Below are 19,566 nucleotides of genomic sequence, written 5' to 3' on the forward strand. Positions count from 1 at the left end.
CTTCCCCTCGGCGTCCTGAAAGGCACCACGCCCCTGTCGGTCGCCGCGAGCCCGGCGGCCGCGGCGACCGACAGGGGCGTGGTGCCTTTCAGGACGCCGAGGGGAAGGGCGGCCGCGAGCGCGAGGGCGAGCGCGCGGGGCGCGCCGAGGACCCCGGCCCGGTGCGCGCCGAGGGCGAGCAGCGGCCAGCCGAGCATGATCGCGAACGAGGCGTAGCGGAACACGTGGAAGCCGGTGTAGGAGCCGGCGACGGCCTCGGTCGCGGTGGCGAGGCCCTGCGCGTCGACCAGCCGGAACGCCAGGTGGTCGGCGCCCGCGTGGAACGTCCGGGCGAACAGTCCGACGATCGTCAGCGCACCGCCGAGCGCGGCCGTCCGGTTCAGGCCGGTCAGGTGCAGGACGGCCGGGCACAGGACGATCGTCCCGACGGCGAACGCACTGTAGGAGGCGGTCATGAGGACGGGGTGACCGTCGTACGCGGCGAGCTGGTCGGGGAAGAAGAACGGATAGCGCGCGCGCAGCAGCACCCCAGCCATGAGCAGCGCGGGCCCCAGGATGAGAGACACGCCCGTGAAATGCGTCTTGGTCATGCCCCAACGGTCGTGTTTTCAGGGCAACGGCGAATCAGCCCGCCATGGACGATCGGAATGTCCCCCCAGGGCGGCCCTCAGGGCCGTTCCTCCTCCTGACGGACGATCCACACTGGGCTGATGTGCGCGGCGCGGCGTGCGGATACCGTTCGCCTCGTGAAAGGCCGCCGTGGTTTCGTGCTCGATCTGGTCGCCGCGTTCGCCGTGGTGGGCGCGAACGTGTTCGTGGCGGGCAACCTCCTCAAAGACCGCGACGACTTCACGTTGTGGTTTCTGGGGTCGGTGTTCGTGGCCCTGGGGCTGGGGTGCGTGCTCGGCGCACGCCGCCGGGCTCCTGTGGGCGCGCTGAAGGTCGGCCTGGGGCTGTCCGGGGCCGCCACTGTCGCGGGCTTGCTGTGGGAGCCGTTCGTGGTGGTCTCGCTCGCGCTTTACCTTGTCGCCGCCCAGGGCGGTTCGAGACGGACGTTGGTGTGGTGCTGCGGTGTCGCACTGGGCGCGACGTCGCTGGGACAGATCGTCCACCCGAGGTGGGACTGGCCGGTCGCCGCCGGATGGGCCGCGGCGGGCGCCGCGCTCTGCACGGCGGCGTGGACGATCGGACGGCTCGTCCGGTCGCGGCGGCTCGACGCCGAGGCGCTCGAACGGCAGCGCGAGCGGCAGATCGTGATGGACGAGCGGCTCCGCATCGCGCGCGAGATGCACGACGTGGTGACGCACGGCATGGGGCTCATCGCGGTCAAGTCCGGCATCGCCAACCACATCGCCGGAGAGCGGCCGGAGGAGGCGCGGGAGGCGCTGCGGGTGATCGAGGCGACCAGCCGCGAGGCGCTCGTGGAGATGCGCAGGCTGCTGGGCGTCCTGCGGGACGGGTCGGAGCCGCCGGCGCCCGGCCTGGCCGGGCTCGCGGACATCGCCGCCCAGGTCCGGACCGCGGGCGTGGAGGTGGACCTGGCGATCGCGTGCCCGGACGGCCTGCCGGACGGCGCGGGCCTCGCGGTGCACCGGATCGTGCAGGAGGCGGTCACGAACGTCGTCAAGCACGCGGCCCCGGCGCGGTGCGCGGTGCGCGTCCACGATGATCGGGGCATGGTGCGGATCGAGGTGACCGACGACGGGCCCGGCGGCGCCGTCGCCCCGGGCGGGCACGGACTGGTGGGGATGCGGGAGCGCGTCGCCGCGTACGGCGGGTCCTTCGAGGCCGGGCCGCTGCCGGGGCGCGGGTTCCGGGTGGTCGCGACGCTGCCCCGCGCGGCGGACGCGGCGGCCCGCGGAGCGGGCGCGTGACCGTACGGGTGCTGATCGCGGACGACCAGGCGCTGCTGCGGGGCGGCTTCCGCGCCCTGATCGAGACCGCGCCGGGGATGGCGGTCGCGGGCGAGGCGGCGGACGGCGCCGAGGCGGTGCGCGCCGCGCGCGACCTGCGTCCCGACGTCGTCCTGATGGACGTCCGGATGCCCGGTACGGACGGGATCGAGGCCACGCGCCGGATACGTGCGGAGACCGACGTGCGCGTCCTGATCCTGACGATGTTCGACCTCGACTCCTACGTGTTCGCGGCGCTGCGCGCGGGGGCGAGCGGGTTCCTCCTCAAGGACGTTCCGCCCGCCGACCTGCTCGCGGCCGTGCACGTCGTCGCGTCCGGCGAGGGCCTGCTCGCCCCGACCGTGACGCGGCGGCTGATCGAGGAGTTCGCGCGGCGTCCCGAGCCGGGGCGGGCGCCGGCGCGGCGGCTCGACGGGGTGACCGGACGCGAGCGCGAGGTGCTCGCGCTCGTCGGGCGCGGCCTGTCGAACGGGGAGATCGCCGAGCATCTGCACCTGAGCCTGGCGACGGTCAAGACGTATGTGGGGCGGCTGCTGGCGAAACTGCATGCCCGGGACAGGGCGCAGTTGGTCATCGTCGCCTACGAAACCGGGCTAGTCCCCTGACGCTTCGGGGATGCCCAGGAGACGCAGGTACATCGCCGTCAGGTGGTTTACCGTCTCGTCGTACTCGGACGGGTGCGCCGCAACGTGGTGGGCGAACTGGGTGAAGATCCCGTAGGTGGCTTCGGCGATGACGGGGGCGGGCGCGGCGGGACGCGCGCGGCCCTGGACGGCCAGCCGTTCGATGTACCGGGACGTGCGGTGCATCGGCCGTTCGCGTATCTCGCACCAGATCGCGTGGATCCCGGGGTCCGCGAGGGCCTGGTGCTCGATCACCGTCATCAGTTCGAGGTTGTCGGTGCAGGCCCGCAGGAAGGCCGCACTGGACTCGCGGGCCAGCTCGTACGGGTCGTCCGCGTTCACGCCGGGGAGCTCGTGGGCCGCGAGGAAGGCGTCCCGGACGCGCAGGGCGACGGCCTCGAACACGTCGGCCTTGGACGCGAAGTAGATGTAGAACGCGGCCCGGGACACCTCCGCCTCTTGGGTGATGTCGGCGATCGTGGTGCGGGCGTAGCCGATCCGGCCGAACACCCGGGCGGCGCAGCCGAGGAGCAGGGAACGGGTCTCGCTCTCCCTGCCTTCGCGGACGGTACGGGCCGCCCAGGGTGTCTTGGCCATATCGATCCAGGGTATTGCGGGTTCCCGTCAGGGGCGGGCGCCGAACGACGGACGTCCGGTCAGTTCGGGCAGCAGCCGGTACGCGTCGCGGACCCAGTCGCACAGCAGGGCGCGGCTGTCGCGGGGGTCGATGAGGTCCTGGACGCCGAAGCGCTCGGCCGTCCGGAACGGCGAAGTGATCGCGGCGAGCTGCGCGCGGAGCCGTTCGAGCTCCCGCTCCGGATCGTCGGCCTTCTCCAGGTGCGCGCGGAACGCCGCCTCGATCCCGCCCTGCACCGGCAGCGAACCCCAGTCGCCCGACGGCCACGCCCAGCTCCGCCCCGGCCGGTGCCGGTTCACGATCCCGGCCCCGCCCACGCCGTACACCCGCCGCAGGATCAGCTCGGCCTGCGGAACCCTCGCCTGGTACACGGCGGCGATGGCGCGCGCGCCGTGCCGGATCGTCGCGCGCCGTTCGGCGGCCGACCCGATCGTCATCCCGGCCTGGTCGGTGAGGCTGACGATCGGCAGGTGGAACGTCTCGCACAGGTCCACCAGGCGGGTGACGGCCTGTGCGCCCTCGACCGACATCGTCGCGCCCTTGAACGGGTCCGACGCGATCACCCCGACCGGGCGTCCGTCCAGGCGCGCCAGCGCGGTGACCGTCGCGCCCCCGTACTCGGCGTACCGGAACACCGAGCCCGCGTCGAACACGGCGTCCAGGATCGGGTCGATCCGGTACGGCGCGCGCGGGTCGCGCGGGACGGCCGTCAGCAGGTCGTCGGTGCGGCGGTCGGCCGGATCGGTGGCGGGGGAGACGGGCGGAAGCTCGAAGACGCTGCCCGGCAGGTACGACAGGAACCGCCGGACGACGTCGAACGCGGCCTCCTCGGTGGGGACGAAGCGCTCGATCGCGCCGTTGCCCCGGTGGATCCCGGCGCCGCCGAGCTCCTCCTTCGTGAGGTCCTCGCCGGTGCCGCCGCGCACGACGGGCGGCCCGGCCGTGAAAAGCTGCCCGATTCCCTCCACCATGACCGACAGGTGCGACATGACGAGCCGGGCCGCGCCGAGCCCCACGGTCGGCCCGAGGCACGCGGCGACCACCGGGACGAGCGACATGTTGTCCACCACCGCGTCCCACGCCGGATTCACCGGCAGGTACGTGAACCCCGCCTCCGTCGCCATCTTGACGCTGCCGCCGCCGCTCGCGCCGTCCAGCAGCCGGACGACCGGCAGCCGCATCTCCCGCGCGTACTCCTCGGAATACACCTGTTTGGCGTGGATCGCCGCATCCCCGGACCCGCCCCGGACCGTGAAGTCGTCCGCCCCCAGCACGACCTTGCGGCCGTCGATCCGGGCCGTCCCGGCCACGAAGTTCGCGGGCAGCAGCGAGGCGAGCCGCCCGTCCGCGCCGTGCTCGGCGAACCCGGTCAGCGCCCCGATCTCGGCGAAGCTCCCGGGGTCGGCGAGCAGGCCGATGCGCTCCCGCACGGTCAGCCGGCCCGACGCGTGCTGCCGCGCCACCTTCTCCGGCCCGCCCATCCGGTGCGCGAGCTCCCGGCGGCGGTGGATCTCCTCCACCTCGGCCGCCCAGCCGTCGTCCGCGGGCGCGTGCTCCTCCGCCGCGCCCGCCACGTCCGCCGACTCGACGAAGAACAGCGGTGCGCCCTCGTCGACTGCGCCGCCGGGCTCGACCGGGTGGACGGCGGGCACGTGTACCTCGCCGGGCAGGACATCACCTGGGCGCCCGACCACGTGCTCACCAACCTGCGCCGCCGCACCATGGGGTTCATCTTCCAGCACTTCAACCTGATCGGGTCGCTGACCGCGGAGCAGAACGTGGCGCTCCCGCTGAAACTCGCGGGCCTCGGGGCCTCCCGGGCGGACGTCCGCGCGGTGCTCGCCTCGGTCGGCCTCGGCGACCGGCTGAGAAACCGACCCCGCGAACTGTCCGGCGGCCAGCAGCAGCGGGTGGCGATCGCCCGCGCCATGGTCACCCGGCCCGCCGTCCTGTTCGCCGACGAACCCACCGGCGCGCTCGACTCCGCGTCCGCCCGCACGGTCCTCGCCCTGCTCCGCCGGATGGTCGACCAGGAGGGGCAGTCGATCGCGATGGTCACGCACGACCCGGCGGCCGCCGCGCACGCCGACGCGGTCGTGTTCCTGTCCGACGGGCGGCTCGTCGACCGGCTCGACCGCCCGACCGCCCGCGACGTCGCCGAACGGCTGGCCCTGCTGGAGGCGGCACCATGCTGAGCGTCTCCCTGCACACCTTCCGCGAGCACCGCCGGCTGTTCGCCGGGGCGGTCACCGCCGTCGCGCTCGGGGTGGCGCTCGTCCAGGCGTCCCTCCTCGTGATGATCTCCGCCGACCGCGCGCCGCTCCCGCCCGGCCTCACCGGCCGCGCCCGGGAGGAGCTCCGCGAGGACTACGCCGGAGCCGCCACAGTCCTCGGCATGACCGTCATGCTGGCGACCTTCCTGACGGTCTTCATCGTCAGCTCCACCTTCGCCTTCACCGTGGCGCAGCGCCGGCGCGAACTCGCCCTGCTGCGCCTCCTCGGCGGAGGCCGCGCCGGGCTGGTCGCGCTGCTGCTCGGCGAGGCGCTGCTGCTCGGCGCGGTCGGCACCGCCCTCGGAATCCGCGCCGGCATCCCGGCGATGTGGCTGCAGGCCCTGCTGATGATCCGCCTCGGCTTCCTGCCGGACGGGTTCGCGCCCGGCTGGGACGCCGGCGTCCTCGTCGTGTCGCCCTGCATCGGCATCGGGGTGTCGCTCGCCGGGGTGCTCGCCGCCGCCCGCCGCGCCGCCAAGGTCCGTCCGCTCGACGCCATGCGCGACGTCGGCGCCGCCGCCCGGGTGATGACCCCGGCGCGCTGGCTCTCCGGCGTCTCGTGCCTCGCCTTCACCGTCTGGATGGTGACCCTCGCCCAGTCCGCCGACCTGCTCGGCGCCCTCATCCTCGGCATCGGCATCTGCGTCATGGGCTCGGTGGCGCTCAGCGCGCTCAGCCCCCTCGTGGTGCCGCTCGCCGGCCGCGTCCTCGGCCTCGTCCTGCGCCGCACCGTCCTCGGTGAACTCGCCCAGGCCGAACTCCGCGACGGCGTGCGCCGCAGCGCCTCCACCGCCGCCCCGCTCATCGTGCTCGTCGCCCTCCTCGTCGGACTCACCGGCACCATGGGCTCGCTCGCGCTCATGGCGGGCGAGGAGCAGCGCCGCCTGGTCAACGGCGACCTGGTGGTCACCTCCACGGGAGCCGCCGCCGAACGCATCGCGTCCGTGCCCGGCGTCGCCGTCGCTTCCACCGAACTGTCCGTCGACATCAGCGTCCGGGTCCGCCACAACCTGGAGGGCCGACCGTCCCGCCGCACCCACTACGCCGGGATCATCGCCGTCGACGCCGCCTCCTACCGCCGCACCCACCACCTGCGGCCCCACGCGGGCTCGCTGCGCCGCCTCCACGGCCGCGCCATCGCCATCGGCCCCGGCCTCGCCGCCGAAGGAATCCGCGTCGGCTCCACCGCCACGGCCGCGATCGACGGCCGCAAGATCCCCGTGAAGGTCGTCGCCGCGCTGGCCCCCACCCTGGAGAACTACTCCGAACGCTTCCTGATCCCCAGAAACCTCATCCCTCCGGAGGCCCGCGCCGCCGCCCCGGCCCGGACGGTCGTCCGGACGGCGCCCGGCATCGCCCCGGCCGCGGTCGCGGGGGCCATCCGCAAGGCGGGCATCGGCAAGGTCGAGACCGTCGCCCAGTGGGCCGACGGCAGAGCCGCGGCCCAGCAGCGCATGAACATCGGCATCCTCGCCGTCCTCATGGGCATGGCGGGCGGCTACGCCGCCGTCGCGGTCGTCAACGCCGTCGTCATCGCCGGAAGCGAGCGCCGCGCCGGGTTCGCCGCGGCCCGCGTCACCGGACTGACCCGCGCCCAGGTCGTCCGCGCCGCCCTGATCGAGTCCTGGGCCGTCACCGCGATCGGTCTCGCCCTCGGCTGCGTGGTGGCGGCGGGAGCACTGTCCGGGATGCTCGCCGCGTCCCTGCGCGCGGTCGACCGCCCCTTGGTCGCCGTCCCCTGGACCCTCCTCGCCGTCATCACTTTCGCGTCCTTCGCCGTCACGAGCCTCGCCTCCGTCTGCGCCACCCGCTCCGCCACCAAACCCCGCCCGATCACCCAACTGGGAGCCCACGAATGAACGCCGAACCGTCAGGCGGACGCCTGCCCCCGCCGGAGCGCACGGGCAGCGCGCTGCGGGCTCGAGCTTCGGTAACCCGCAGCGTCGCGTCAGCGATCCCGCCCGCCCCTACCGGCGCCGGATCATTCGGCGAGCCGACGACGCACCAGCCGTGCCTCGTGGGGGGCCTCCTCGGGCCACGCGGCGGCCACGTTCCGCAGCAGCTCGCGATGCTCCCCGATCAGGTCCTCGTCGGAAAGCCGCTCCGCTCCCGCCACCTGGACCGGCACGGCCTCGCAGCCGACCGCCCGCAGCAGCGCCTCGACCGTCCGGAACCCGGACGCGTCGAACAGCGCCTCGACCGCCTCGACCCGGTCGTCCATCGGCACCGCGGGGTCGAGGAAGGTCCGCTCGACCGCGGCGATGAGCCGCTCGTCCGGCTCGTCCCACTCCCCGAGGCAGGCGGCCACCGCCCGGAACACGCCCGCCCGGACCAGCGGCGGGACGTCCCGCCGTGCGAGCAGGTCGGCCAGCGGCCCCGCGTCCTCGGGATCGGCGATGCGGCCGAGCGCGTCCAGCGCGCTCGCCTGGCAGGCCCCCTCCTCGGTGCCCGGAACCGACGAGGGCGGCTGCGACAGCACATGCCGCGCGAGGGCCCGCACGTCCGCGTGGTAGGGCTCGGTGCTCAGACCGAACCGGGTGAGACCCTCGTCGTGGGAGAAATGGTCGAGCGCGATGCCCGCCGCCGCCACCCGCCCGCTGTGCAGCAGAGCCCGGAACGCGGCCCGGTGGGCCCGCTCGCTCCTCGGGCTGCGGATCTCGTCGAGCGCCCGCGCCAACCTCGGGCTCCCCGGGTCCGCCCCGTCCCAGTACGTGCTGTGGGGCCCGGGATCCAGCGCGTACCGAAGGAAACGGGCATCGTCGTCCTCGGCGACGATGCGCTCGATCAGTTCCCGGTGAGCGTAGAACCGCCGCCCGGTCGCCAGCCCGGTCGCCGCGCCCCGCCTCAACCACGGGTCTTCCTCCTCGGTCACGGCACGCACCAGCAGCGGCGTCACCTCGTCCCCGGGCGCCTCGCCCAGCGCCCGGACCGCCTCCCGCCGGTCCCGGACGTCGAGCGAAGAGTCGAACGCCGTCTCGGCGATCAGCGCGGTCAACTCCGGCTCGTCCGAGATCGACAGCACCTCCCCGGCCACCATCAGCGCGTTGGAGAGCAGCGACCCGTCGGGACGGCGGCGCAGGACGGCCAGCACGGCCGCCCCGTCCTCCGGCCGCACATCGTTTTTGAGGGCGAGCAGGGCGCTCGCGTGGTCGGCTCCCGCGAAGGCGATGTCGTCCCCCGGCCGGGGCGGCCCCGCGAGCATCTCCCGGGCGACCTCCATGACCTCGTCATGGAAGCACTCGAACGGGCTCTCCTCACCGAACCGGCCGGTGGCATCGGCGCGGTCGTAGAAGTCGAGCGCGACCCCGCGAGCCACCACATCGCCGCTCCGCAGCAGGACCAGGAACGCCCGCCGGAAGTCGTCCGCGCTCTCCGCCGTTCCGAAGGCGTCGAACGCGTCCCGCGAAGCGGCGTCGTCGAAAGCGCAGTCCCAGTACCAGGAGCCGAACTCCTGGAGGAAGGTCTTCATGAACACCGCGCAGATTAGATCAGCGGGCCCCGCATCCGGCCACCCATTTCCCGCCCGGGCGAAGCCTCGTCGAACATCCCCTGCCGGCACGGCGGACCCCGTCTCCGCCCTGTCGGCCCCCCGCAACGACCCCGTCAGCATCGATGCGGCCGTGTTCGGCGTCCTCCCCGAGGGGGTGATCAAAACCTGGAGACCACGCGTTCTAGGCTTCGCTGATGACCAGCGAAGCTCTCCGTCTGACGGTTCTGGGGTCGGCGACGCCGTATCCCAGTGCGGACAACCCTTGCTCCGGCTACCTGGTGTCCGGTGGGGGCGCGCGGGTGTGGGTGGATGCGGGCAGCGGGACGCTGGGCGCGCTGCAGCGGTACGTCCGGCTGGACGAGCTCGACGCGATCTGGATCTCGCACCTGCACGCCGATCACAGCGCGGACCTCCTCACCGCCTACTACGGCCTCCTCTACGCCGACATCCGACTCGCCGCCCCGATCCCCCTGTACGGGCCGCCGGGCATCGCCGACCGGCTGGCGCACTTCCTCACCAACACCGCGACCCGCAGCCCGGTCGAATCGGCCTTCGCCGTCGAGGAGCTCCACGACGGGCACGAGGCGCGGGTCGGCGCGCTCACCCTGACCAGCCGCGCGGTGGCGCACGGCATGCCGGCCTTCGCCCTGCGCGCCGAGGCCGCGGGCCGGTCCCTGGTGTACTCCGGGGACACCGCTCCCTGCACCGGCCTGACGCGCCTGGCCGAGGGATGCGATGTGCTGCTGTGCGAGGCCGACAGCGCCGAGCCGCCCAGCGCGGGCGAACAGGTCCACCACACGCCGGAGGACGCCGGAGACACCGCGCGTGCCGCTCAGACCCGACGGCTGGTCATCACGCACGTCGGCCGTTCCCTCACCCCGCGGGAGGCGTCGGCCCGCGCCTCGACCCGCTTCGACGGCCCCATCGACCACGCCGCACCCGGCGCCGTCTTCCCGGTCGGCTGAGCCGCCGCATCACGACACCTGCTCGAACTCGGCCACGGCCTCCGCCTCGGCGGGCGCCTACGCTCCTGGAGATGCGACTCGACCTGATCACGATCGTTGTAGACGACTACGACCCGGCCATCGCGTTCTTCACGGACGTCCTCGGGTTCGACCTGGTCGAGGATTCGCCGTCGCGGACCAACGACGGACGTCCGAAACGGTGGGTGGTCGTGCGCCCGCCGGGCGCCCAGACCGGCATCCTGCTCGCCCGCGCGGACGGCGGCCGCCAGGCCGCCGCGGTCGGGAACCAGACCGCCGGACGCGTCGGGTTCTTCCTCCGCGTGGACGACTTCGACGCCGCCTTCCGGCGCATGACCGCCGCAGGAGTCGAGTTCCTCACCGCCCCGCGCAGCGAACCCTATGGACGGGTCGCGGTGTTCCTCGACATCGCCGGCAACCGGTGGGACCTGCTCGGCCCGGCTCGAAGCGCTGTGGCCGAGGGGTAGGGGGCGGCACGCAGTTTGCGGCTTCGCGTTGTGGGTGGGGTGAGGGAAGGGGAGAATCACCGCATGGGTCTGGGTTTGGCGCCGCACACGATCGTCCTCATGGTCGTCACCGCGCTCGCCGTGGTCGGCGGGCTGGTCTACGCGATGCGGCAGGAGGAGGCCGACCGGCGGGCGTGGCGGCGGGTGTCCGACGAGGTGGGGGAGATGGGGCTGCCGGAGATCCGGCGGCTGGTGCGGCAGGGGCTGGTGGCGCCGAGCCCGCAGTTCTGGCAGGTGCTCGAGGACGGGCTCGTCCGGTTCCGTCCGAGCGACCGGGACGAGGAAGTGCAGCGGCAGCGGTTGCTGCAGGAGGTGCGACTTCGGCTCATGCCCTGAAAGATCGGGCTGTTTGCCGAAGAAAAGAAAGGACCTCCCGGAAGGGAGGTCCTTTGTGATTTCGGAAGTTCATCAGTACGGCAGGAGGCGGCCGGACGGCGTCCTGAGGTCGGGCTGGCTCGGTTGACGTGGAGGCTTGGGGCGTTTGATGAGCTGCTGCCGTGCCATGGTGATCATCTCCCCCCGTAGGGCGGGCTTTAACCCGCCCATCGAGCCGGCGCCGCATTCACCTCGTACGACGCGGGCCGCGCGCGCGAGGTTCGGTGAGTGTATGCGACCACCTCTGCCCGTTCGACCGATTTTCCGGACGCACTCGCTGCAAAGAGTGATCGTGAAATGGCGGAGTGTGAATCAGGTGTGGCCGGACTCGGCCAGTTCAGGAGACGATGTCGCGGTTGCGGAAGCGGCGGAATGCGAGGGCGAACAGGACGGCGGCGTACGACACCGAGAGCGCGGTGCCCTTCGCCATGCCCGTCCATTCGATGTCGGGCTGGAGCGCGTCCATCCACGCGTACATCCAGTGGGTCGGCAGGAAGTCGCGGAGGGAGCCCAGGGCGGTGACGGCGTCCAGGATGTTGCTGACGATGACGAGCCCGACGGCGCCGCCGACCGCGCCGAGCGGGGAGTCGGTGGTCACCGACAGCAGGAACGCCAGGGCCGCCACGACGAGCTGGGCGACCAGGGAGTACGCGACGATGACCGCCATGCGCTGGAGCGCGGTGCCGACCGGGACGCTGCCGCCCGTGGGGAGTTCGACGTCGCCCCAGCCGAACGCGACGGTGCCCGCGACCAGCGACATCAGCGGCAGCGACAGGACGGCGACGACCGCGTACCCGAGCGCGACGATCAGCTTCTGCCGCAGGAGCCGGGCGCGCGGGACGGGCGCGGCGAGCAGGTAGCGCAGCGACGACCAGCCGGCCTCGCTCGCCACGGTGTCGCCGCAGAACAGCGCGACCGCGACGACGAGCAGGAACCCCGTCGAGACGAACAGGGCGAACAGGGCGAAGTTCAGCGCGCTCGCGGTCGCGACGTCCACCAGGCTCGGGACGCCGTCCGGACCGGGATCGCCGCCGATCTTGAACGCGGCCACCAGCACCCAGGGCAGGACGAGCAGGACCGCGAACGCGAACATCGTGCGGCGGCGGCGGAACTGCCGGACGGTCTCGACGCCGAGCGGCAGCGTCCGGTGCACCTGGTACGTCACGTGCTCTCCCCGATCAGTTCGATCCCTCCCCGATCAGCTCGAGGAAGGCGTCCTCGAGGCGGCGGCCCGACCCGGTGATCTCGGCGACGGGGCCCGCGGTGACGCGCCGCCCGCCCGCCATGACGACGGCGTGCGTGCACGTCTGCTCGACCTCGGCGAGCAGGTGGCTGGAGACGATCACCGTGCGGCCGGCTTCGGCGTAGCGGACGAGCACGTCGCGCATCTCGCGGATCTGCGGCGGGTCGAGGCCGTTGGTGGGTTCGTCGAGGACGAGCAGGTCGGGGAGGCCGAGCATGGCCTGGGCGATCGCGAGCCGCTGCCGCATGCCCTGCGAGTACGTGCGGACGGCGCGGTCGAGGGCGGGGCCGAGCGCGGCGATCTCGAGCGCCTCGTCCATGTGCGCCTCGGCGCGGGGGCGTCCGGTGGCGCGCCAGTACAGGTCGAGGTTGTCGCGGCCGGACAGGTGCGGCAGGAAGCCGGGGCCCTCGACGAACGAGCCGAGCCGGGCGAGGACGGGCGCGCCGGGGGTGACGCGCTGCCCGAAGATGCGGATCTCGCCCGCGTCCGGGTGGATCAGGCCCATCAGCATGCGGAGGGTCGTGGTCTTCCCGGCGCCGTTCGGCCCGAGCAGGCCGAGGACCTGGCCCTTCTCGACGCGGAAGGAGAGGTCGGAGACGGCGAGATGCCCGTTCTTGTACTTCTTCGTCAGCCCGGTGATCTCCAGCGGGACGTCGCCGTCGCCGGTGTCGGCGGGCGTGCGGCGCCGGACGAGGAGGCCCGCGGCGACGGCCAGGGCGGCGAGGGGCAGCGCCCAGACCCAGACGGGCGGCGGGCTGGACGCGGTCGACAGCGCCGGGACGGCCGGGACGGTGAGCGGCGACGCCGCCCGCACCGTGAAGGACGCCGCCTCGGGCGGGGTCGCGAACCCCATGTCCGTGGTCGAGACGACGAGCCGCAGCCGGTGGCCGCGGTCGAACCGGTGGTCCATCGCGGGGAGCGCGACGGTGACGTCCTCGCCGTCCGGGGCGCGGAACGGCGCGGCGAGGCGGCGGGCGGGGGCGGCGCGGCCGTCCGGGGCGACGTCGTAGAGCTTGGCGAACAGCGGGACGTCGTCGCCGCCGCTCACCCGGAGCCGGACGGACGCGGCGCCGGTGAGGTGGACGGGACGGTCCAGCGGTGCGGTGTCGAACGTCGCGGACTGGCCGGGCGGGTCGGTGAGCCCGCCGCCGCCGAGGGCGCCGAGGTCGAGCCCGCCGCCGAGCGAGCCGATGCCGGGCAGGGCGGAGATGCCCGCGGGGACGCCGCCCGCGGGGCGGTGGACGGTCTGCTCGCGGCCTTCGAGGGGGAGGGCGCGGGGCGCGCCCGACAGGCCCGGGTACTCGGGCGCGGCGGCCTCCTCGACCACGACCTCGCCGGTGGAGGAGTCGAGGCCGCCGGAGCGCGTGACCGTCAAGCCGGGGAGGCCGGGGGTGTCGGCGCCCTTGAGGCGGGCGTCGAAGAAGTCGCGGACGAGGCCCCGGACGCGTTCGGTCTCCTCGGGGCCGCCGTCGTGGCCGCCGCGGTACCAGACGACGGAGACGGGCGCGCCGTTGCGGGCGATGGCGCGGGCGTTGGCGTCGGCGTGCGCCAGCGGGAACAGCGAGTCGGACTGCCCCTGGACGAGCAGGGCGGGGACGTCGATGCGGTCGGCGACGGCGGACGGGCTGGACCGCCGCAGGGTCGCGAGGGCCTCGTCGGTGGGCCGTCCGGTCTCGGCGACCTCCTCGAACATCGCGCACAGGGACGGGAGGAACCGGCCGCAGGCCGTCCCGTCCGCGCCGTTGGCGAAGAACAGCCCGGCCCACAGCTTCTTGTAGACGCCGTTCGCGGGGCCCGCGCCGGACGCGTCGGGGAACAGCGCGTCGTCGAGGCCGTGCCAGGTGATCTGCGGGGCGATGGCGTCGACGCGGTCGTCGTACGCGGCGGTGAGCAGGGAGATCGCGCCGCCGTAGGACGGTCCGGCGACGCCGAGGCGCGGGTCGCCGGGGCCGTCGAGCCGGACTTCGGGGCGGGCGGCGAGCCAGTCGACGAGCTGCCGCGCGTCCTTGACCTCGTAGTCGGGCGAGTTGAGGGCGATCTCCCCGGTGGACGCGCCGAACCCGCGCGCGGACCAGGTGAGGACGGCGTACCCGTCCTCCGCGAGGGCGCGGGCTTCGCCCGCCATGTCCTGCTTGGTGCCGCCGAAGCCGTGCGCCAGCATGATCGCGGGAACGCGGCCGGTGCGCGCGGGCGTGAAGAACGAGACGTCGAGGGTGACGCGCTGGTCGTCGCGGGGGCCGTCCAGGACGGCGACGCGCCGTTCGAGGACGCGCACGTCCGGTGCGGTGTCGGCGGTGACGCCCCAGAGCGCGCCCGTGCCGGCGAGCGCGACCGCGGCTCCGGCCGCCGTCCAGCGCGCGGCCCGTCCGGTCCCGTTCCAGCGCTCGCGGAGCCGTCCCCCCAGCTTCATGTCGGCAACCCTACGGGCGCGGGGCCGCCGGGCGCTCCGCCCGGCGGCCGATCCGTGCTGCGCCCGCCGCGGTACGCGGCCGTCCGCCCGTCCGACCCGGGGACGATCCCGGCCGGTCAGGGGGCGAGGGCGGCGGTGAACATGGCGGTGAGGCGGTCGGTGAGCTCGTCGGGGTCGGCCTCGCGGAGGTCGTTGAGGCCGAAGAGGCGCCGGACGGGCCCGCCGCCCATCAGGATCGTGGACGCGAGCATCGCGCGCGCACGCGGGTTGGGGCCGTCCAACTGCTCCACCATCGGCTCGACGATGGCGTCCTCGAGGTAGCGCAGGAGGCTCTGCTTGACCTCGGGGTGCCCGGCGGAGCGGTCGAGCAGCCGGGACACCGACGTGATCGAGCGGTGCTCGACCTGGTGGGCGAAGTACTCGGCGAGCCGCCGGGGGAGGCCCTCGGGCCCGCCCGCGATGACGCCGCGCAGCACCGACTCCCCGGACAGCACCTCGGCGAACAGGTCGGCCTTCGAGCCGAAGTAGCGGTGGACGAGCGCGGTGTTCGCGTCCGCCTCGGCGGCGATCATGCGGATGGTGACGCCGCCGTAGCCGTGCTGGCCGAACAGGTCGCGCGCCGCGTCCAGGATGCGCCGCCGGGTGGCTTCCCGGTCGCGCTTGCGGACGGCCGGACGTGCGTCGCCGCCGACCCCGGCGGGACCGTCGACCTGTATCGCCTCCATCACATCAGTATCCCTCGAGTTGCAAGTAAACAGGCGTCTACATAGGATACATGCTAAGCACAGATAATTGGGTTCCATGGGGGCAGAGTGGTTCGAGGGAGCGCGGCTACGGCCGAGCCTGAGCAAGAGATCCCGCAGTACACGCACCGTCAGGTCCTGAAGATCCTGTCCGGCCTGATGATGGCGATGCTGACCGCGATGATCTCCACATCGGTCATCAGCACCGCGCTGCCGACGATCGTCGGAGACCTCGGCGGCCAGGACAAGCTCGCCTGGGTCGCCAGCGCCGCGCTGCTGACGATGACCGCCTCGACGCCGCTGTGGGGCAAGCTGTCGGACGTCTTCGGCCGCAAGCTCGTCTTCCAGACGGCGCTGCTCATCTTCGTCCTCGCCTCGGTGGGCGCCGGGATGTCGCAGAACATCGGCCAGCTCATCGTCACCCGCGGCCTCCAGGGCCTCGGCGTCGGCGGCCTGTCCGCGCTGGCGCAGGTCATCCTCGGGGACGTCGTCGAGCCGCGGCAGCGCGGCCGCTACGCCGGGTACATGGGGGCGGTGTTCGGCGTCGCGACGGTCGCCGGGCCGCTGCTCGGCGGGTTCATCGTCGACGCGGGCGCCCTCGGCTGGCGCTGGTGCTTCTACGTGTGCGTCCCGCTCGCGGTCGTCGCGTTCATCGTCATCCAGAAGGTCCTCAAGCTGCCGAAGACGCGCAGCGACACGAGCATCGACGTCTTCGGCGGCATCACCATCACCGGCGCCGCCGCCGCGCTGATGTTCCTGCTGTCCATGGGCGGCGACCAGTTCGCGTGGAACTCCACCTGGACGTACGTGCTGATCGGCGTCACGCTCGTCCTGACCGCCCTCGCGGTCGTCGCCGAGCGCCACGCCCGCGACCCGATCCTGCCGCCCCGGCTCTTCCGGGACCGGACGTTCGTGCTGGCGAGCATCGGCCTGCTGTGCATGGCCGTCGCCATGTTCGGCGCGATGATCTACATGCCGCAGTACCTGCAGATCGTCAAGGGGATGAGCCCCACGGCGTCCGGCCTGATGACGCTGCCGCTGGTCGTCGGCATGCTGGTCACCTCGACCGTCTCCGGCCAGCTCGTCACCCGCACCGGCCGCTACAAGATCTACCCGGTGGCCGGGATGGTGTTCGTCGCGGGCGCCCTCTACCTGCTGTCGCGCCTGCACGTCGACTCGTCCAGGACCGAGATCGGCATCGGCCTCGCGCTGCTCGGCGTCGGGCTCGGGCTGACCCTGCAGATCCTGATCCTCGCCGCGCAGAACTCCGCCGCCCGCACCGACCTGGCGTCCACCACGTCCGGGCTGTCGTTCTTCCGCAACCTGGGCGGCGCGATGGGCGTCGCCGCGTTCGGGTCGATCCTCACCAACCGGCTCGCCGACGAGATGGCCGAGGGCGCCCGAGCCGCGGGCATCGCGCTGCCCGCGGGCGGCGACGGCGGGCTCGGCTCGCCCGACCAGATCGCGGCGCTGCCCGAGCCGATCAAGCACATCGTGCTGACCGCGTTCAACAACGCCATCGAGACCGTCTTCCTCATCGGCGTCCCGGTCGCCGTCCTCGGGTTCCTCGTCGTCCTCGGGCTCAAGGAGCTGCCGCTGCGCGGCGGCCCCGCCGCGCCGGCGCAGCCCGCCGCCGGGGGCCCGCAGGGCGGCGCGGCCGCCGCGGACGCCGTCCGTCCGGTGGCCGCGGCGGGACGGCACGAGCGGCCCGCGCCCGTCCCGGCGGACGACCAGGAGCTCGTGGGCGCGGGCGCCGTCCCGTACGGGCACGCGGCGTCGGTCAACGAGATGTCGCACAACGGCTTCGGCACCCCCGGCGGCGACCCCGCGCCGCGCTCCGCGGGCGACTCCGCTGGCGACTCCGCGGGCCCCGGCGCGGCCGAACCGGCCCCGCGGGCGGTGCCGCGGGGCGAACCCGGCGGCGTCCCGGTCCGGGGCGTGGTCCGGACGTCCGACGGCGCGCCCGTCCCGTCCGCCGCGCTCACCCTGATCGGCGTGGACGGCCACCAGCTCGCGCGCGCGCTGACCCTCGCCGACGGACGGTACGCGCTCCCCACGCCCGGACCCGGCACGTACGTGCTGATCGCGGCGACCGGGGAGCACGAGCCGCAGGCCGCGACGCTCGTCGTCGGCGACCGGCCGGTCGAGTTCGACCTCCTCCTGGCGGGCAACGGGGGCCTCGCCGGGACGGTCCGCGGCGCCGACGGGCTCGCCGTGCCGAACGCGATGGTCGTCGTCACCGACGTCCGCGGCGAGGTCGTCGGCACCGGGCGGACCGGCCCCGACGGGCGGTACGCGTTCGCCGACATCGTCTCCGGGACCTACACGCTCGCCGTGAGCGCCGCCGCGCACCGCCCGGTCGCGCTGCCCGTCGAGGTCGGCGGCAGCGGGCAGACCACCCAGGACGTCGAGATGCCGCCCGGGGCCCGGGTGCGGGGGACCGTCCGGAACGAGGCGGGCGAGCCCGTCGCGGACGCCCGTGTCACGATGGTCGACGCGGCCGGCAACGTCGTCGCGATGATGATCACCGGGCCGGACGGGGAGTACGCGTTCGCCGACCTGACCGGCGGGCAGTACACCGTCATCGCGTCCGGCTACCCGCCGGTGGCCACCGCGCTGTCCCTGGCGGGCGGCGGCGGGGGCGAGCACGATCTCACGCTCGGCCACCCGGACGAGTGACCGACACGCCCGGACGAACCGGGACCAACGAGCACGAGGCTGGTCAATGGACGTGAGTCGAGGTCTGCGCGGCACCGTGCGGACGAAGGACGGCTGGGCGGTGCGGCACGCGATCGTCACCGTGACCGACCTGGCCGGGAACCAGGTGGCGCGGGAGCAGACCGGGGAGGACGGCGTGCTCGCCGCCGGCCCGCTGCCCGCCGGCACCTACACGGTGATCGTGACGGCGATGGGCTTCCAGCCCGCCGCCGCCACCCTCATCGTGACCCGGTCGGGCACCGCCGACATCGGCCGGATCGCGCTCGCCCGCGCCGGCGGCACCGAGCTGCCGCCGCCCGGCCCGTGGACGATCGACCCCGCGCACTCGAGCGTCGGCGCCGTCGCGCAGCACCTCGGGCTGTCGAGCGTCCGCGGCCGGTTCGGCGTCTTCGAGGGCCGCGTCGACGTCGCCGAACCCGTCGAGGCGTCCCGCGTGACCGCCCGCATCGACGCGTCGTCCATCGACACCGGCAACAAGCTCCGCGACGACCACCTGCGCTCCGCCGACTTCCTCCACGTCGACGAGCACCCGGTCATCGACTACGCCGGCGACCGCGTCACCGCCGCGGGCGCCGACCGCTGGACCGTCCACGGGCACCTCACCCTCAACGGGCGCACCCGGCCGGTCGACCTCGACCTCGCCTACCTCGGGACGGGCGCCGACCCGTGGGGCGGCGTCCGCGCCGCGTTCCGCGCGACCGCCGAACTCCGCCGCCGCGACTTCGGCATCCGCTACAACGAGCTGCTGGAGGCCGGCATCGCGATGGTCGGCGAGAGCCTCCGCGTCGAGCTGGAGATCCAGGCCGTCCAGGGCACCGAACTCCCGCAGACCTAGCGGCCCCGCAGGTCCCGCACGAGCCGCACCGCCGACGCGCGGTCCTGCGCGCCCGTCACGATGATGTTGCCGTCGGTGATCTCCATGTCGACCCGCGGCAGGGTGACGATCTCGTCGCGGACCACGAACGCCAGGTCGCGCCCCACCGTCGAGCGCGTGAGGTCGGCGAACGCGTTCCGGTCGGCGGGCCGCAGCGTCAGCGCCACGTCGTACCCGCCCTGCCGCACCCGCGACCGCTGCACGTGCAGTTCGGCCACCTCGTGGATCGCGAGCCCCTGCTCCAGCCGGTAGCAGGTGGCCCCGCTCGCCGACTGCCCGGTGATGCCGCGCGTCCCGGCCGCGCACTGCCCCGGCGTCGCCTGCGTGACCGGGTAGATGTGCAGCGGATCGGCCAGCGGCACCGGGCGCGTCCGCATCGACGCCGCGATCAGCCCGCCGGTCACGGCCACCGCCGCGATCAGCAGGCCCAGCGTCAGCACCATGACCAGCAGCGCCGACCGGTGCCGGTCGGCCGCCCGCACCTGCGGCGACTCCCGCCGCGCCGGACCGGGCCGCAGCGCCGCCCGGCTCCGCTTCGCGTCCGCCGCCGCGCGCCGCCGCTCCGCCGCGCGCGCCCGCCGCCGCCCGTCCGCGGCCCCCTTCCGGCCCGCCGGGCGCGGCGGCACCGGATGCCGCCACGGCTCCTCCGGCCCCGGCCGCCCCCAGCTTTCCTGCCCGAGCGCCTCCACCGGATCGGTCCACGCGTGCTCGCGCCACCCGCGACCGCCGCCCACCGCCCCGTCCCCGTGCCGGGACTCTTCTGCGCGCGTGCCAGGCG

17 protein-coding genes are annotated in these 19,566 nt (G+C 74.1%); 9 read left to right on the forward strand and 8 right to left on the reverse strand.

Annotated features, from left to right (window positions below):
• A partial coding sequence (locus DMH08_RS31000; protein WP_125619496.1) for a hypothetical protein occupies positions 1-590 on the reverse strand: 590 nt, incomplete at its 3' end.
• 156 nt (positions 591-746) lie between these two features.
• Between DMH08_RS31000 and DMH08_RS31005 the strand changes: the two genes are divergently transcribed.
• Positions 747-1,874 (forward strand): sensor histidine kinase, encoded by a 1,128-nt coding sequence (locus DMH08_RS31005; protein ID WP_158642418.1) that lies wholly within the window; start codon positions 747-749, stop codon positions 1,872-1,874.
• Positions 1,871-2,518, forward strand: coding sequence for a response regulator (locus DMH08_RS31010; RefSeq protein ID WP_233617909.1), 648 nt, complete (start codon positions 1,871-1,873; stop codon positions 2,516-2,518). The genes DMH08_RS31005 and DMH08_RS31010 overlap by 4 nt, the downstream gene beginning before the upstream one ends.
• On the opposite strand, the gene DMH08_RS31015 is transcribed toward DMH08_RS31010, so the two are convergent.
• A complete protein-coding gene (locus DMH08_RS31015) occupies positions 2,507-3,133 on the reverse strand; it encodes a TetR/AcrR family transcriptional regulator (protein WP_233617910.1) in 627 nt (208 codons plus the stop codon). The genes DMH08_RS31010 and DMH08_RS31015 overlap by 12 nt on opposite strands.
• 27 nt (positions 3,134-3,160) lie before the next feature.
• A complete protein-coding gene (locus DMH08_RS31020) occupies positions 3,161-4,825 on the reverse strand; it encodes an acyl-CoA carboxylase subunit beta (RefSeq protein ID WP_233617911.1) in 1,665 nt (554 codons plus the stop codon).
• Between DMH08_RS31020 and DMH08_RS31025 the strand changes: the two genes are divergently transcribed.
• The gene (locus tag DMH08_RS31025; protein ID WP_233617912.1) at positions 4,811-5,368 is read left to right on the forward strand and encodes an ABC transporter ATP-binding protein; all 558 of its coding nucleotides are present in this window, start codon (positions 4,811-4,813) and stop codon (positions 5,366-5,368) included. The two genes, DMH08_RS31020 and DMH08_RS31025, sit on opposite strands and share 15 nt — an antisense overlap.
• Positions 5,362-7,305, forward strand: a complete 1,944-nt coding sequence (locus DMH08_RS31030; protein ID WP_125619502.1) for an FtsX-like permease family protein — start codon at positions 5,362-5,364, stop codon at positions 7,303-7,305. The genes DMH08_RS31025 and DMH08_RS31030 overlap by 7 nt, the downstream gene beginning before the upstream one ends.
• A gap of 122 nt (positions 7,306-7,427) precedes the next feature.
• On the opposite strand, the gene DMH08_RS31035 is transcribed toward DMH08_RS31030, so the two are convergent.
• Positions 7,428-8,921 carry a hypothetical protein gene (locus DMH08_RS31035; RefSeq protein WP_125619504.1) on the reverse strand — a complete coding sequence of 498 codons (1,494 nt, stop codon included), beginning with the start codon at positions 8,919-8,921 and terminating at the stop codon, positions 7,428-7,430.
• A 209-nt stretch (positions 8,922-9,130) separates the two neighbouring features.
• On the opposite strand from DMH08_RS31035, the gene DMH08_RS31040 reads away from it, so the two are divergent.
• From DMH08_RS31040 to DMH08_RS31050, 3 genes are all read left to right on the forward strand, one after another.
• Positions 9,131-9,901, forward strand: coding sequence for an MBL fold metallo-hydrolase (locus tag DMH08_RS31040; RefSeq protein ID WP_125619506.1), 771 nt, complete (start codon positions 9,131-9,133; stop codon positions 9,899-9,901).
• 71 nt (positions 9,902-9,972) lie between these two features.
• Entirely contained in the window at positions 9,973-10,386 is a 414-nt protein-coding gene (locus DMH08_RS31045) for a VOC family protein (protein WP_125619508.1), read from the forward strand.
• A gap of 63 nt (positions 10,387-10,449) precedes the next feature.
• On the forward strand, positions 10,450-10,761 hold the full coding sequence (locus DMH08_RS31050; RefSeq protein ID WP_125619510.1) for a hypothetical protein: 312 nt from the start codon (positions 10,450-10,452) through the stop codon (positions 10,759-10,761).
• A gap of 376 nt (positions 10,762-11,137) precedes the next feature.
• On the opposite strand, the gene DMH08_RS31055 is transcribed toward DMH08_RS31050, so the two are convergent.
• The 3 genes from DMH08_RS31055 to DMH08_RS31065 form a co-directional block, all read right to left on the reverse strand.
• Positions 11,138-11,965: an ABC transporter permease gene (locus DMH08_RS31055; protein WP_026404270.1), complete on the reverse strand. Its 828-nt coding sequence runs from the start codon at positions 11,963-11,965 to the stop codon at positions 11,138-11,140.
• 13 nt (positions 11,966-11,978) lie between these two features.
• Complete coding sequence (locus DMH08_RS31060; protein ID WP_125619512.1) at positions 11,979-14,453, reverse strand: alpha/beta fold hydrolase; 2,475 nt, start codon at positions 14,451-14,453, stop codon at positions 11,979-11,981.
• 116 nt (positions 14,454-14,569) lie between these two features.
• Complete coding sequence (locus tag DMH08_RS31065) at positions 14,570-15,178, reverse strand: TetR/AcrR family transcriptional regulator (protein ID WP_125619514.1); 609 nt, start codon at positions 15,176-15,178, stop codon at positions 14,570-14,572.
• 87 nt (positions 15,179-15,265) lie between these two features.
• On the opposite strand from DMH08_RS31065, the gene DMH08_RS42685 reads away from it, so the two are divergent.
• The gene (locus DMH08_RS42685; protein WP_199748093.1) at positions 15,266-17,875 is read left to right on the forward strand and encodes an MFS transporter; all 2,610 of its coding nucleotides are present in this window, start codon (positions 15,266-15,268) and stop codon (positions 17,873-17,875) included.
• A 46-nt stretch (positions 17,876-17,921) separates the two neighbouring features.
• Positions 17,922-18,749, forward strand: a complete 828-nt coding sequence (locus tag DMH08_RS31075) for a YceI family protein (RefSeq protein ID WP_125619516.1) — start codon at positions 17,922-17,924, stop codon at positions 18,747-18,749.
• Here DMH08_RS31075 and DMH08_RS31080 read toward each other — a convergent pair.
• Positions 18,746-19,566, reverse strand: an 821-nt coding sequence (locus DMH08_RS31080; protein ID WP_325052957.1) for a SecDF P1 head subdomain-containing protein, incomplete at its 5' end; no start/stop codon positions are given. The two genes, DMH08_RS31075 and DMH08_RS31080, sit on opposite strands and share 4 nt — an antisense overlap.

The sequence above is a fragment of the Actinomadura sp. WAC 06369 genome (assembly GCF_003947565.1).
Lineage (GTDB): Bacteria > Actinomycetota > Actinomycetes > Streptosporangiales > Streptosporangiaceae > Spirillospora > Spirillospora rifamycini.

Excerpts from the sequence above, each read along its gene's own strand:
- DMH08_RS31040 (WP_125619506.1), top strand. The coding sequence starts at position 9,131 with ATGACCAGCGAAGCTCTCCGTCTGACGGTTCTGGGGTCGGCGACGCCG.
- DMH08_RS31060 (WP_125619512.1), bottom strand. The coding sequence starts at position 14,453 with ATGAAGCTGGGGGGACGGCTCCGCGAGCGCTGGAACGGGACCGGACGG.
- DMH08_RS31075 (WP_125619516.1), top strand. The coding sequence starts at position 17,922 with ATGGACGTGAGTCGAGGTCTGCGCGGCACCGTGCGGACGAAGGACGGC.
- DMH08_RS31030 (WP_125619502.1), top strand. The coding sequence starts at position 5,362 with ATGCTGAGCGTCTCCCTGCACACCTTCCGCGAGCACCGCCGGCTGTTC.
- DMH08_RS31050 (WP_125619510.1), top strand. The coding sequence starts at position 10,450 with ATGGGTCTGGGTTTGGCGCCGCACACGATCGTCCTCATGGTCGTCACC.
- DMH08_RS31015 (WP_233617910.1), bottom strand. The coding sequence starts at position 3,133 with ATGGCCAAGACACCCTGGGCGGCCCGTACCGTCCGCGAAGGCAGGGAG.
- DMH08_RS31045 (WP_125619508.1), top strand. The coding sequence starts at position 9,973 with ATGCGACTCGACCTGATCACGATCGTTGTAGACGACTACGACCCGGCC.
- DMH08_RS31065 (WP_125619514.1), bottom strand. The coding sequence starts at position 15,178 with ATGGAGGCGATACAGGTCGACGGTCCCGCCGGGGTCGGCGGCGACGCA.